The organism is Cellulomonas rhizosphaerae, from assembly GCF_003470205.1.
Taxonomy (GTDB): Bacteria; Actinomycetota; Actinomycetes; order Actinomycetales; family Cellulomonadaceae; genus Cellulomonas; species Cellulomonas rhizosphaerae.
Genome location: NZ_QWKP01000126.1, coordinates 1 through 12,592, shown reverse-complemented (window position 1 = coordinate 12,592; position 12,592 = coordinate 1). Strand labels below are relative to the sequence as shown.

Genomic DNA, 12,592 nt, shown 5'->3' with positions numbered 1-12,592 from the left:
TCGCTGTTCAACGCGGAGGACGCCCCGCACGTGCGCCTCGACCGGGTCTACCAGCCGGGCGACCCCCTGCCGGCCGACGTCGCGACCTGGGTGCCGGCCTACGTGCGTCGCACCGACCTCGACATGGAGGTGGCCGGGTACGGCGCGGGCGGGTTCTCGCTGCTGGTGGTCTAGCGCTGACCTACAGGCGGACGGTCGACACGATCGTCCGCACCGCCGGCTCGAGCTGCGCGAACGACGTCGCGTAGAGGGCCCCGCCGCCGCCGTAGGGGTCGACGACGTCGTCGTCGGCCGCCTGCTTGGGCCGGACCGAGCCGCGCCGGGCCGTCGCCAGCGGGATGAGCGCGGCCAGCCGGTCGGCCGTCGTCGACCCGGCGCCCGGCAGCTCCGCGGACTCGACCGTCGCCGCGAGCCGCGCGAACTCGCGCAGCGTGAAGGTGCGGCGCACGGCGGCGGGGACGAGCTCGACGACCGACGAGCGGTGACGCCGCGTCGCGGTCAGCACCACGTCGGCCGAGGCGATCATCTCCGCGGTGAGCTGGCGCGCCTCGAAGCCGGTGACGGCGCCGCCGTTCGCGCTGACGAGGTCGGCCATCTCGTCGGTCATCGCGGCCCCGACCACGGCGCCCGCGCCCGCCGAGGACACCTCGATCGCGGGCGTGAGCCCCCCGGCCCCCTGGCCACGGAACGTCCCGCCCAGCCCCGCCGCGAGCAGGCGCTCGACCGCGGGCGACCGGCAGATGTTGCCGGTGCACACGACGAGCACGCGCAGTGGGACGGGTGGGGTCATGGCCGCCATTCTGCCGAGCGGTGCTGGGCGGTCGCGCACTCACGGGGGATGAAACACGTTCGGACCAGCCCTGTCACCCGTCCGCGAGGTGTGGGTGTGGTGACCAACACCTGTTCGTGGCTACACAGGTGAAACACCGACCTGCCACACTTCGCGCCATGGCCTCGACCTCGAAGGTGCCCCCCGCACCCCCGCGCGACGCGCGACCCAGCAACCCGATCGACCGCTACTTCAAGATCACCGAGCGCGGCTCGACGATCGGCACGGAGATCCGCGGCGGTCTCGTCACGTTCTTCACGATGGCGTACATCATCGCACTGAACCCGATCATCCTCGGCGGCAAGGACTCGACGGGTGCGGCCCTGGCCGCCCCGACGACGATCGCCGCCACGACGGCCCTCGTCGCCGGCCTCCTGACCATCCTCATGGGCGTCGTCGCCAACTTCCCGTTGGCGCTGGCCACGGGCCTCGGCCTCAACGCGGTCGTGGCGTTCTCGATCGCGCTCCTGCCCGACATGACCTGGCAGGACGCCATGGGCATCGTCGTGCTCGAGGGGCTCGTGATCCTGATCCTCGTGCTCACCGGGTTCCGGCAGGCGGTCTTCAACGCGGTGCCGGTCTCGCTGAAGACCGCGATCAGCGTCGGCATCGGCCTGTTCATCGCGTTCATCGGCTTCGTCGACGCCGGGTTCGTGCGCATCCCCCTCGGTCAGGCCACGCCCGTCGAGCTCGGCATCAACGGCTCGATCGCCAGCTGGCCGCTGGCCGTCTTCGTCATCGGCCTGATCCTCATGGTCATCCTCATGGTGAAGAAGGTCCGCGGCGCGATCCTCATCTCGATCATCGCGACCACGGTCGTCGCGATCGTCGTCGAGGCGATCGCCAAGGTCGGCGGCTCGTTCAACGCCGACGGAACGCCCAACCCGCAGGGCTTCCGCCTGACGGTCCCGGACTGGCCGGACAAGATCGTCGACGCCCCGAACTTCTCGCTGCTGGGGCACTTCTCGCTGTTCGGCGCCGTCGGCAAGATCGGCGTCGTCTCGGTCGTCCTGCTGGTGTTCTCGCTGCTGCTCGCCGACTTCTTCGACACGATGGGCACCATGGTGGCCGTCGGGTCCGAGGCCGGCCTGCTCGACGAGAAGGGCAACCCGCCGCGCACGCAGCAGATCCTCATCGTCGACTCGATCGCCGCCGCAGCCGGTGGTGCCGCGGGCGTCTCGAGCAACACGAGCTACATCGAGTCGGCCGCGGGTGTCGGCGAGGGCGCCCGGACCGGCTTCGCCTCGGTCGTCACCGGTGTGGCCTTCCTGCTCGCCACGCTGCTCGCCCCGCTCGTCGCCGTCATCCCGTCCGAGGCCGCCGCCCCGGCCCTGGTCGTCGTCGGCTTCCTCATGGTCACGCAGGTCACGGGCATCGACTGGAAGAGCTACGAGGTCGCCATCCCGGCGTTCTTCGCCATCGTCCTGATGCCGTTCACGTACTCGATCACCGCCGGAATCGGCGCGGGGATCATCTTCTACGTCCTCCTGCAGGTCGTCGTCGGCAAGGGCCGCAAGATCCACCCGCTCATGTGGGTCATCTCCGTGCTCTTCGTCCTGTACTTCATCCGAGGCCCGCTCCAGACCTGGATCGGCTGACCTCTCACCGAGGCCGGGCCCGTCGCGACGACGGTCCCGGCCTTGGGCGTGTCCGGCCCCGGTAGGCTCACCGGGTCCCAAACAAGTGGAGGAACGGCCGTGCGGATCAGCGTCATCGGATGTGGCTACCTGGGTGCGGTGCACGCGGCGGCCATGGCTCAGCTCGGCCACGAGGTCGTCGGCGTGGACGTCGACGCCGCCAAGGTCGACGCGCTGCGCGCCGCCCGGGCCCCCTTCTTCGAGCCCGGCCTGCCCGAGCTGCTCGCCGAGACCTCCTCGACCGGCCGCCTGAGCTTCAGCACGGACATGTCCGCGGCCACCGGCGCGACGGTGCACTTCCTGTGCGTCGGTACGCCGCAGAAGCGCGGCGAGTTCCGCGCCGACCTCACCTACGTCGAGTCGGCGTTCACCGAGCTGCTGCCGTTCCTGGCGCCCGGCGACGTGGTGGTCGGCAAGTCGACGGTCCCGGTCGGCACCGCCGAGGACCTCGCGGCGCGGCTCGCGGGCACCGGCGTGAGCCTCGTCTGGAACCCGGAGTTCCTGCGCGAGGGCTTCGCGGTCAAGGACACGCTGCACCCGGACCGCCTCGTCTACGGCCTGGAGTCGGTCGACGGCGAGCCGACCGCCGACGGCAACCGTGCGCGCGCCCTGCTCGACGAGGTCTACGCGACGCCGCTGTCCGAGGGCATCCCGCTCGTCGTGACCGACTACGCGACCGCGCAGCTCGTCAAGGTCGCAGCCAACTCGTTCCTGGCCACCAAGATCAGCTTCATCAACGCGATGGCCGAGCTGTGCGAGGCGACGGGCGCCGACGTCACGTCGCTCGCCGACGCGATCGGCTACGACGCGCGCATCGGCCGCCGGTTCCTCAACGCCGGGCTCGGCTTCGGCGGCGGCTGCCTGCCCAAGGACATCCGTGCGTTCATGGCCCGTGCGGGCGAGCTCGGCGTAAGCGACGCCCTCGGCTTCCTCAAGGAGGTCGACTCGGTGAACATGCGCCGCCGCGTGCGCGTCGTCGACCTGGCGCGCGAGGTGTGCGACGGCTCGATCGTCGGCCGCCGGATCGCCGTCCTGGGTGCCGCGTTCAAGCCCAACTCCGACGACGTGCGCGACTCGCCCGCCCTCTCGGTCGCGGCCCAGATGCAGCTGCAGGGCGCGACCGTCACGGTCACCGACCCCGAGGCCGTCGCGAACGCCGCCGCCAAGTGGCCCGACCTGCGCTTCGCCGAGACCGCGCTCGAGGCCGCGCGGGACGCCGACGTGGTGCTCCTGGCCACCGAGTGGGACGAGTACCGCACGATCGACCCCGACGCGCTGGGTGCCGTCGTCGCGCACAAGCGGATCCTCGACGGCCGCAACGTCCTCGACCCGCGCCAGTGGCGCGCGGCGGGCTGGACCTACCGAGCCCTCGGCCGCCCGTAACCCCCACGCCCCACTCCCCAACGCCGCCCCGCCGCCCGCGCAGTCTCACCTCGTCGAGCGCGGGTAGTACGGCTCGACCGCGCGTGGCGCGCCACGCGCGCTCGCGCCGCCAGACCCGCGCTCGGCAGCGGGACCGGGAAGGGGTGGCTGGCGGCCGGGTGTCATTACCTAAGGTAATGAGTTAGGGTAAGCAACATGTCCATCCCCTCCTTCGCCTCCGAGCTGCGTGTCGCCGTCGGGCGCGCCTCGCGGCGGATCCGCGCCGAGCGCGGCGAGGCGGGCCTGCCGGACAACCAGTTCTCCGTGCTGCTGTGGATCGAGAAGCGCGGCCCGCTGACGCCCGGCCAGCTGGCAGAGCTCGAGCGGATCCAACCCCCATCGATGACCCGCACGGTGAACTGCCTGGCCGACGACGGGCTCGTGAGCAAGGGCGCGCACCCGACCGACGGCCGCGCGGTCGTCGTGAGCCTGACCGACCAGGGCCGGGCCGAGATCACGGAGACCCGGCGACGCCGGGACACGTGGCTCGCGGCACGTCTCGAGAACCTGACCGCCGACGAGCAGGCCCACCTGGCCGCCGCCACGGAGATCCTCCGGAGGCTCGCCGACTCGTGAGCACGTTCGACTCCCTCAAGTTCCGCAACTACCGGCTCTGGTTCGCCGGCGCCCTGGTCGCCAACATCGGCACCTGGATGCAGCGGGTCGCCCAGGACTGGCTCGTGCTCACGCAGCTGTCCGACGAGTCGGGCGTGGCCGTCGGCATCACCACGGCGCTCCAGTTCGCGCCGGTGCTGCTGCTGTCCCCGTACGCGGGTCTTCTCGCGGACCGCGTGGACCGGCGCAAGCTGCTCATGGCCACGCAGGTCGCGCAGGGCGTGCTCGCCGCGGGTCTCGGCGCGCTCGTGCTGCTCGGCAACGCCCAGCTCTGGCAGGTCTACGGGTTCGCGCTGCTGCTCGGCTGCGTCGCTGCGGTCGACGGGCCCGTGCGCCAGACGTTCGTGGCCGAGCTGGTCCCCGCCTCCAAGCTCTCCAACGCCGTGGGCCTCAACAGTGCGTCGTTCAACGCCGCGCGTCTGATCGGCCCCGGCATCGCCGGCCTGGCCATCGCGGGAGTCGGCATCGGCTGGGTGTTCGTCATCAACGCGGCCACGTTCGCCGCGACGATCCTCTCGCTGACCCGGATGCGAACGTCCGAGCTGCGCACCATGCCGAGCGCACCCCGGACCAAGGGGCAGATCCGCGAGGGCGTCGCGTACGTCCGGGGGCGCAGCGACATCCTCGTCATCATGGTCGTCGTCGGCGTGGTCTCGACGTTCGGCCTCAACTTCCAGCTGACCAGCGCCATGATGGCGCGCACGGAGTTCGGCAAGGGCGCGGGGGAGTACGGCATCCTCGGCTCGATCCTGGCGATCGGCTCGCTGACCGGCGCGCTGCTCGCGGCGCGGCGGGAGCGGCCGCGCGTGCGGCTGGTCATCGGCTCGGCCTTCGCGTTCGGCATCGCGACCGGCGCGATGGCGCTCATGCCCACGTACACGTCGTACGCGCTCGCGGGCATCCCGGTCGGCCTCGCGTCGCTGACGATGATGACCGCCGCGAACTCGACGATCCAGATGAGCACCGACCCGGCCGTGCGCGGGCGGGTCATGGCGCTCTACATGATGGTGTTCCTCGGCGCGACGCCCATCGGCTCGCCCATCGTCGGCTGGATCGGCGAGGAGTTCGGGCCGCGCTGGGCGATCGGCATCGGCTCGATCACCGCGATCATCGTCTCGCTCGGTGCCGCCCTGTGGGCGCGGCGGGCCTGGGGCCTGCGCGTGCGCTACCACCTGCATGCGCCGCACCTCGACGTGGCCTACCTGCCCGACCGGCGCCGCGAGGCGCAGGTCGCGCGCGTGGGCGCGGCGGACGTGTCCGACGAGGTCTCCGCCGCCTGATCGCTGGCGGCCGGGTGAATCCCGGCCCGAGCAGCGGGTCCGCGATGTCCGGTATGTGACGATCGACCCGTGAGTGCACAGGTCGAGGGCCCGACGAGCGAGGCGCCGCCGACGGACGAGCCCGCGCGCCGCCGTGGCCGGGCCGGTCGGCGCTTCGCGCTCGTGGTCGTGCTGGTCCTCGTGGTGCTGGTCGCTGTCGCCGGCTGGGTCGCGTTCCGTGCCGTGCAGGCGACCGGCGCGCTCATGGACGCGCGCGCGGTGGTCAGCTCGGTGGAGTCCGGCGTCGACGCGCGCGACGCCGACGCGCTGGACGCCGCGCTGCCGGCCGCGCAGGACGCGACGGCCCGGGCGCGCAAGGCGTCGTCGGACCCGGTCTGGCAGGTCGTCGAGCACGTCCCGTGGGTCGGCGACCAGCTGCGCGCGGTCAGCACCGTCTCGGCGGCGCTCGACGACGTCACGCAGCGGGCGCTGCCCGCGGTGCAGAGCGTGGGCGACCTCGTGCAGGGCAGCGCGCTGCGCCGGGACGACGGCTCGATCGACGTCGCGGCGCTCGCCGGTGCGGCTCCGAGGCTCTCGGCGGCCTCCTCCGTCGCGACGGCCGCGCACTCGAGCGTCGCGGGGATCGACACCGATGCGCTCGTCGGGCCGCTCTCGGGTCCGGTCCGCGACGCCGAGGACGGGCTCGCCACGGTGGCGAGCCTGCTGGCGGGCGTCGACCGGGCGGCGCAGCTCGTGCCACCGATGCTCGGGGCCGACGGCCCCCGCACCTACCTGGTGCTCGCGCTCAACTCCGCCGAGCTGCGCAGCGCGGGCGGGATCGTCGGCAGCATCATCGAGGTCAAGGCCGACGACGGTCACCTGAGCCTGGGTCGGCAGGTCAGCACCGCGGACCTGCCCGGCCTCGACGACTCGGTGCTGCCGCTCACCGCCGCCGAGAAGACCCTGTACGGCGACCGCCTGGGTCGGTGGATCCAGAACGCCGTGGCGACCCCCGAGTTCCCGCGCGCCGCGGAGCTCATCACCGCACGCTGGGAGGCGGACGTGCACGGCACGGTCGACGGCGTCGTGGCGACCGACCCCGTGGCGGTCCAGGCCGTGCTCGGCGCGCTCGGGCCGGTCGAGGCGGCCGACGGCAGCACGCTGCGGGCGGACTCGATCCTGCAGCTGCTGCTGCGCGACACCTACCGCGACGCCAAGAACGGCGCCGCGGCCGACGCGGTGTTCTCCTCGGTGGCCGGCAGCATCTTCGGCGCGCTGACCGGGGGAGCGGGCACGTCGCAGGGGCTCGTCGACGCGATCTCGGCCGCCTCGGGCGAGGGGCGGTTCCGAGTGTGGTCCGCGCACGAGGACGAGCAGTCGGTGCTCGGCACCACCGAGCTCGGCAGCGCGTTCCTCTCGGGCGGCCACCCCGCGGCCGTCGGCGTGTTCCTCAACGACGCGACCGAGGCCAAGCTCGACTACTACCTCACGTCGGACGTCGCGGTGACGTGCTCGCCCGACGACGCCACGGCGGCCGTGGCGGTCACGCTGACCTACGACCCGCCCAAGGACGTCACGTCGCTGCCGCAGTACGTGGTCGGTGCGCGGCCGGAGGCCGTCCCGGCGGGCTCGCTCGCGACGGGCGTCGTGTTCTACGCCCCGGTCGGGGCGCCGCTCGACGCGGTCACGCAGGACGGGGTGCTCGTCGCGGGCGACGCGGCCACCGAGGCGGGTCGCAACGCGCTCGTCGCGACGTCGGTGCTGGCCCCCGGGGACAGCACGAGCTACGCGATGACCGTCCCGGTGCATGCCGGCGCCGTCGAGGTGTGGACGACACCGACCGTCCACGCGACGGGCTACGTCCGGGCGTCGTGCGCGACTGGGTGAATTCAGCCCATCGAGTGGCTGACTGTCCGAAATCACCCGATCCGCCGCTATTGTTACGGCTTGCGCGGGGTGAGGATTGCCACGAACCACCGCAATCCGACCACCCTCAGGGGGAGAACGTCATGGCCAGAATCGCCAAAGTCGGCCTCGCAGCACTTGCTGCGCTGGCCCTGATGCTGCTGGCGCCTGGGCAGGCCATGGCGAGCGGCGCCGTCCGGGCCGCGGACCCGACACCGTCGCAGTCCGCCGCCGCCCCCACGCCCAGCCCCACCGTCTACGGCTGTCTCGTCGGCGAGGACGAGTACGGCACCAAGCTGCCGTGCGAGCTGCGCGTCGAGGTGCTCACGCCGATCTGCGACAACGAGGTCCCGAAGCTCCGGTACAAGGTCGTCGCCATCGGCTCGCCGAACACCAAGGTCACGATCACCTGGGTCAACCCGAGCGGTCCCGACGTGGTCCAGGCGGACCTGCCGCTAGAGGGCACCGTGCTGTGGCCCGGCGCTGTGCAGGACGCGAGCGGCCGCGGCATCGACTGGCCCGGCTGGCGCCTCGAGAACGGCGTCTGGGTCGAGGGCGACGAGTTCGACTGGGTGCGCCCCAGCGTCTCCGTGCTCTTCCAGGTCAACCCGGAGATGACGGTCAACGTCGCCTACCCGCCGTCGAGCCCCAAGTGCCTGACGAACCCGCCGCAGGTGCTCGTCAACACCCCGTCGCCGAGCCCGACGACGCCCGACACCGAGGTGCTCGTCGACAACCCGCTGCCGCCCGAGGTGGCCGCCACGGGGTCGAACGTCGCACCGCTGCTGATCGGCGCCGGCATCCTCGTCGGCGGTGGCCTGATCGTCGTCCTGCTCGTCAACCGGCAGCGACGCGCCGGCCAGAGCTGAGGCTGAGCAGTCCGACCGACGCCCGCCCGTCCGCACCCGCGGACCGGCGGGCGTCGTCGTGCTCGTCGGCCCCACGCCGTGCGCGTCGGCGGTGAGCCCCTTTGTCGCGGCAGAGCAACTACCCTGGGGCCCACGTGCACGCGCGTGGGCCCTGCCCGCGCGCGACGCCTTGTGACGGGCACAGGGGCGGGCACGGGTGACACGACGCGGAGGCCAGCGGTGAGCGACCTGATCGACACGACCGAGATGTACCTGAAGACGATCTACGAGCTCACCGAAGAAGGCATCACCCCGCTGCGGGCCCGCATCGCCGAGCGCCTCGGCCACTCGGGTCCCACGGTCTCGCAGACGGTCGCGCGCATGGAGCGCGACGGGCTCGTCGTCGTCTCCGGCGACCGGCACCTCGAGCTGACCGAGGTCGGCCACGGCAAGGCCGTGCGCGTCATGCGCAAGCACCGCCTCGCCGAGCGCCTGCTCACGGACGTCGTGGGCCTGGAGTGGCCCTACGTCCACGAGGAGGCGTGCCGCTGGGAGCACGTGATGAGCGAGCGCGTCGAGAAGCGCCTCGCCGCGCTGCTCGACCACCCGCACTTCGACCCCTACGGCAACCCGATCCCCGGCCTGGGCGAGATCGGCGAGGAGTCCACGCGGATCGGCTTCCTCGACGGCGTCGCGTCCGTGCTCACGCTGCTCGACGGCGGGGGCCTGGCCGACGGGCGCGCCACCGTGGCCCGGATCGCCGAGCCGCTGCAGGTCGACGTGGAGCTGCTCACGCGCCTGGCCGAGGCCGGCGTGATCCCGAACGCGGAGGTCACGGTCGAGCGTGGTGCCGGCATCGTGACGGTCGGCGCCCCCGGTGCCGCGACCGTGCTGGACCTGCCCGACGACGTGGCCCGGCACATCTTCGTCACCACGCGCTGACGTCCGCTCCCGAACCCCCTGCGGCCCTCGGTCGCAGGGGGTCTCGCCGTCCGTGGGGCGGTCGACGGGGCGTTCTCGTCGGGCGGAGCGTCCCGGCGTGTCCGGGTCGTGACGACTTCGGGCGCGTCACCCGGCTGGGTGAATGCTGGGCGAGGCCTGTGTCGGCGCCCTGACCTGCAGTGATGCGCGCCACGTCGCCTGCTCCCGGACGAATGTTCAGATCCCAGCCATTTTCTCGTGATCGGAACGTGACAATGCCGCCGGGCGTCAGGTACGTTCATCCTGCTTCTAGGAACCCCTCCTCCCGGAAGCCCTCGAGCGGAACGCCAAACCCTGCCGCCGCCACGAGGTCCGTACGAACCGCCGGCAGGGGCGGGGGACCCAATTGTGGGCATCGGAAGTCTCGATGTCCTTGGGGTGAAGCCCCGACGAACGACCTCCGGGTCGGCCGTCGAGGCCGGGTGTTTCTCCCACCCGAACCCGACAGCTCACCTCGTAGGCGTAACGGAGAGGCACTCGCGTGACCGTGAGCACCATCGCACGCGCCCGTCACAGGGCAGCAAAGCGGCCGTCAACGCCGCTGACCGAGCTGGCGTCCGCCGCGTCGGACCAGCTCGGCACCGTCGGCCGTGCCACGGCCGTCGTCGCCGCCTCGTCGGGCCTCGTGGTCTCGATGATGGGCGCGCCGGCATTCGCCGCCCCGACCGACGACACCGTCACCGGTGCTCTCGCGGCCGTCGACACCGACGCACTGACCGCCTCGGCCAAGGCCGTCCTGGCTTCCGGCCCGGTCGTCAGTGCCCCGGCCGACGCCAAGTGGACGATCGACTCGCCGGTCGTCAAGGCCGTCAAGCCGAAGCCGGTCGTCGAGAAGGTCGTCGAGGCCCCGGTCGTCCAGGCTCCCTCGGTCTCGCGCAGCACGCTCCGCACCGCGGACGCGAGCGACGACAACGACGACGTCGCGAACAACCCCGTCCCGCAGTCCGTCTCGGGCAACGCGGTCCTCGAGGTCGCGGCCCGTTACGTCGGCACCCCGTACGTCTCGGGCGGCTCTGCCCCCGGTGGGTTCGACTGCTCGGGCTTCGTGTCCTACGTCTTCAAGCAGCTCGGTATCTCGCTGCCCCGCACGTCCGGCGGCATCCGCGCGGTCGGCACGGTCATCTCGCGCGCCGACGCCAAGCCGGGCGACCTCATCTGGACGCCGGGCCACATCGCGATCTACGCGGGTGGCAACCAGCAGATCGACTCGCCCCGCCCGGGCAAGACGATCCAGTTCCGTGGGATCTGGCAGCGCTCGCCGGTCTTCCTGCGGGTCGGCTGACCAGCACGCACTTCCTCGACGAGGCCCCGACGACACGTGTCGTCGGGGCCTCGTCGCATTCCGGACAGCCTCTGTGGTTACTCTGGTCGCGCACCACGCTGCATCTACGCTCCGCCGGGCCGGCAGCCAGCCGGCCCGACTTCCCGGTCGGGAGTCTGCCGTGCTGACACAGGTCGTACCCGAGATCGCCGCGCCGCTCCCGGCGCCCGCCGCCCAGGCCCGCACGCTGCTGCTCAACGCGAGCCTCGAACCCTTGTGCATCGTGAGCGTCCACCGCGCCGTGCTGCTCATGATGTGCGGCAAGGCCACCGTCCTGGAGACCGACGGCCGCACCCTGCACTCCGCGCACGTCGAGCTGCCGCTGCCCGTGGTGATCTCGCTGACGCGGTACGTGCACGTGCCGGTCCGCCGACCGGTTCCTCCGACGCGCCGCACGGTGCTGCAGCGTGACTCGCACCGTTGCGCGTACTGCGGCGGTGGCGCCGACACGGTGGACCACGTGCACCCGCGCTCCAAGGGCGGGCGGCACGAGTGGGCCAACGTCGTGGCCGCGTGCGTGCGCTGCAACCACCGCAAGGCCGACCGCCTGCTGCACGAGCTCGGCTGGGAGCTTCCGTTCACGCCGCGCGCGCCGCGGTGGTCGATCGCGTTCGGTTCCGGAGCGGTCCGCGCGGACCCGCTATGGTCCGCCTATGTCGTCGCATGAGACCGCGCGCGACACTAGGGGGACGGGCAGCGTGCCGCCCGCGTCGATGACGTGGCAGGGCTGCACGAGTGCGAAGGAGCAGCCATGGGCGACATGCCGCAGCACGACGTGATCCTGGTCGGTGTCGACGGCTCGACGCCCAGCCTGCACGCGCTGGACTGGGCCGCGGCCGAGGCGGCCGTGCGCGGCTGGTCGCTGCACCTGGTGTGCTCGTACTCGCTGCCGTCGTTCACGGCAGCCTCGCTCGACGGGGGCTACGCGGCGCTCGACGACACGGCGATCCAGGAGGGTGCGCGCGCGGTCCTGGCCGAGGGCGTGGCGCGCGTCTCCCACCACGGCGTCCCCATCACGACCAAGGTGCACACCGGCGACGCGGCGGGCGTGCTCGTCGAGCTCTCGCGCGAGGCGCGGCTCGCCGTCGTCGGCACCCGGGGCCGGGGCGGCTTCGCCGACCGGCTGCTCGGCACGGTCTCCTCGGCGCTGCCCGCGCACGCGCACTGCCCGACGGTCGTCGTCCCGCTGCGCGACTCGTCGGGCCACGCGCTGCCCGACGACGTCGAGCCGCCGCCCGTGCGCCCGGTGCGGCGCATCGTCGTCGGCGTGGACGGCTCCGAGCAGGCCGAGCGGGCGCTGCGGTTCGCGATCACCGAGGCCGAGGCCTGGGGGGCGGACCTCACGGCCGTGGCCGGCGTCCCCATGGCGTCGATGACCGGCGTGCTGGCGTGGCTGCCCGCCGCCGTGGACCACGAGCAGGTGCTGCGCGACCTCGAGGAGGGCCTCAACGTCGTCGTCGACCGGGCCCTCGTGGGGCACGAGCTCACCGTGAAGCGCCACGCCCTCGACGGCACCGGCGCCGAGCTGCTCACCGAGTTCTCCGAGGCCACCGACCTGATCGTGCTGGGCTCGCGCGGGCGCGGCGGGTTCGCGGGGCTCCTGCTGGGCTCGACGAGCCAGGCCGTGCTGCACCACGCTCAGTGCCCGGTGATGATCGTGACCAACCGCTGCGCCCCCGCGGCGGCCGGCGCCGCCTGACGCACCGCCCGCGGCGGCGGGCGTCGCCTGACGCACTGCCCGCGGCGGCGGGCGTCGCTGGCCTGCCCCGGGCGGG

At 72.7% G+C, this 12,592-nt stretch carries 11 protein-coding genes and 1 riboswitch; of the genes, 10 read left to right on the top strand and 1 reads right to left on the bottom strand.

The genetic code is table 11. From position 1 onward, the window contains the following. Window positions 1-181 precede the first annotated feature (181 nt). Window positions 182-790, bottom strand: a complete 609-nt coding sequence (locus D1825_RS03590; protein WP_199721488.1) for an arsenate reductase/protein-tyrosine-phosphatase family protein — start codon at window positions 788-790, stop codon at window positions 182-184. 158 nt (window positions 791-948) lie between these two features. Between D1825_RS03590 and D1825_RS03585 the strand changes: the two genes are divergently transcribed. The 10 genes from D1825_RS03585 (at window position 949) to D1825_RS03540 (ending at window position 12,516) form a co-directional block, all read left to right on the top strand. Then, the gene (locus tag D1825_RS03585; RefSeq protein ID WP_118766098.1) at window positions 949-2,427 is read left to right on the top strand and encodes an NCS2 family permease; all 1,479 of its coding nucleotides are present in this window, start codon (window positions 949-951) and stop codon (window positions 2,425-2,427) included. 99 nt (window positions 2,428-2,526) lie between these two features. Next, window positions 2,527-3,849: a UDP-glucose dehydrogenase family protein gene (locus D1825_RS03580; protein WP_118766097.1), complete on the top strand. Its 1,323-nt coding sequence runs from the start codon at window positions 2,527-2,529 to the stop codon at window positions 3,847-3,849. Window positions 3,850-4,044: 195 nt separating this feature from the next. Further along, the gene (locus tag D1825_RS03575; protein WP_118766096.1) at window positions 4,045-4,464 is read left to right on the top strand and encodes a MarR family winged helix-turn-helix transcriptional regulator; all 420 of its coding nucleotides are present in this window, start codon (window positions 4,045-4,047) and stop codon (window positions 4,462-4,464) included. Then, window positions 4,461-5,783: an MFS transporter gene (locus D1825_RS03570; RefSeq protein WP_118766095.1), complete on the top strand. Its 1,323-nt coding sequence runs from the start codon at window positions 4,461-4,463 to the stop codon at window positions 5,781-5,783. The genes D1825_RS03575 and D1825_RS03570 overlap by 4 nt, the downstream gene beginning before the upstream one ends. A gap of 69 nt (window positions 5,784-5,852) precedes the next feature. Further along, complete coding sequence (locus tag D1825_RS03565) at window positions 5,853-7,649, top strand: DUF4012 domain-containing protein (protein ID WP_118766094.1); 1,797 nt, start codon at window positions 5,853-5,855, stop codon at window positions 7,647-7,649. A gap of 122 nt (window positions 7,650-7,771) precedes the next feature. Beyond that, window positions 7,772-8,536 carry a peptidase gene (locus D1825_RS03560; protein WP_233549605.1) on the top strand — a complete coding sequence of 255 codons (765 nt, stop codon included), beginning with the start codon at window positions 7,772-7,774 and terminating at the stop codon, window positions 8,534-8,536. A 219-nt stretch (window positions 8,537-8,755) separates the two neighbouring features. Continuing rightward, window positions 8,756-9,457, top strand: a complete 702-nt coding sequence (locus D1825_RS03555; protein WP_118766092.1) for a metal-dependent transcriptional regulator — start codon at window positions 8,756-8,758, stop codon at window positions 9,455-9,457. Between the two features lie 351 nt (window positions 9,458-9,808). Beyond that, window positions 9,809-9,974, top strand: a riboswitch (cyclic di-AMP (ydaO/yuaA leader). A gap of 3 nt (window positions 9,975-9,977) precedes the next feature. Further along, window positions 9,978-10,778, top strand: a complete 801-nt coding sequence (locus D1825_RS03550) for a C40 family peptidase (RefSeq protein ID WP_118766091.1) — start codon at window positions 9,978-9,980, stop codon at window positions 10,776-10,778. Between the two features lie 163 nt (window positions 10,779-10,941). Then, window positions 10,942-11,484 (top strand): HNH endonuclease, encoded by a 543-nt coding sequence (locus tag D1825_RS03545; RefSeq protein ID WP_407643290.1) that lies wholly within the window; start codon window positions 10,942-10,944, stop codon window positions 11,482-11,484. 93 nt (window positions 11,485-11,577) lie between these two features. Beyond that, window positions 11,578-12,516 carry a universal stress protein gene (locus tag D1825_RS03540; RefSeq protein ID WP_118766099.1) on the top strand — a complete coding sequence of 313 codons (939 nt, stop codon included), beginning with the start codon at window positions 11,578-11,580 and terminating at the stop codon, window positions 12,514-12,516. Window positions 12,517-12,592: the final 76 nt, after the last annotated feature.

Coding starts and splice junctions, on each gene's coding strand:
- D1825_RS03590 (WP_199721488.1), bottom strand. CDS start 790: ATGACCCCACCCGTCCCACTGCGCGTGCTCGTCGTGTGCACCGGCAAC.
- D1825_RS03540 (WP_118766099.1), top strand. CDS start 11,578: ATGCCGCAGCACGACGTGATCCTGGTCGGTGTCGACGGCTCGACGCCC.
- D1825_RS03585 (WP_118766098.1), top strand. CDS start 949: ATGGCCTCGACCTCGAAGGTGCCCCCCGCACCCCCGCGCGACGCGCGA.
- D1825_RS03575 (WP_118766096.1), top strand. CDS start 4,045: ATGTCCATCCCCTCCTTCGCCTCCGAGCTGCGTGTCGCCGTCGGGCGC.
- D1825_RS03560 (WP_233549605.1), top strand. CDS start 7,772: ATGGCCAGAATCGCCAAAGTCGGCCTCGCAGCACTTGCTGCGCTGGCC.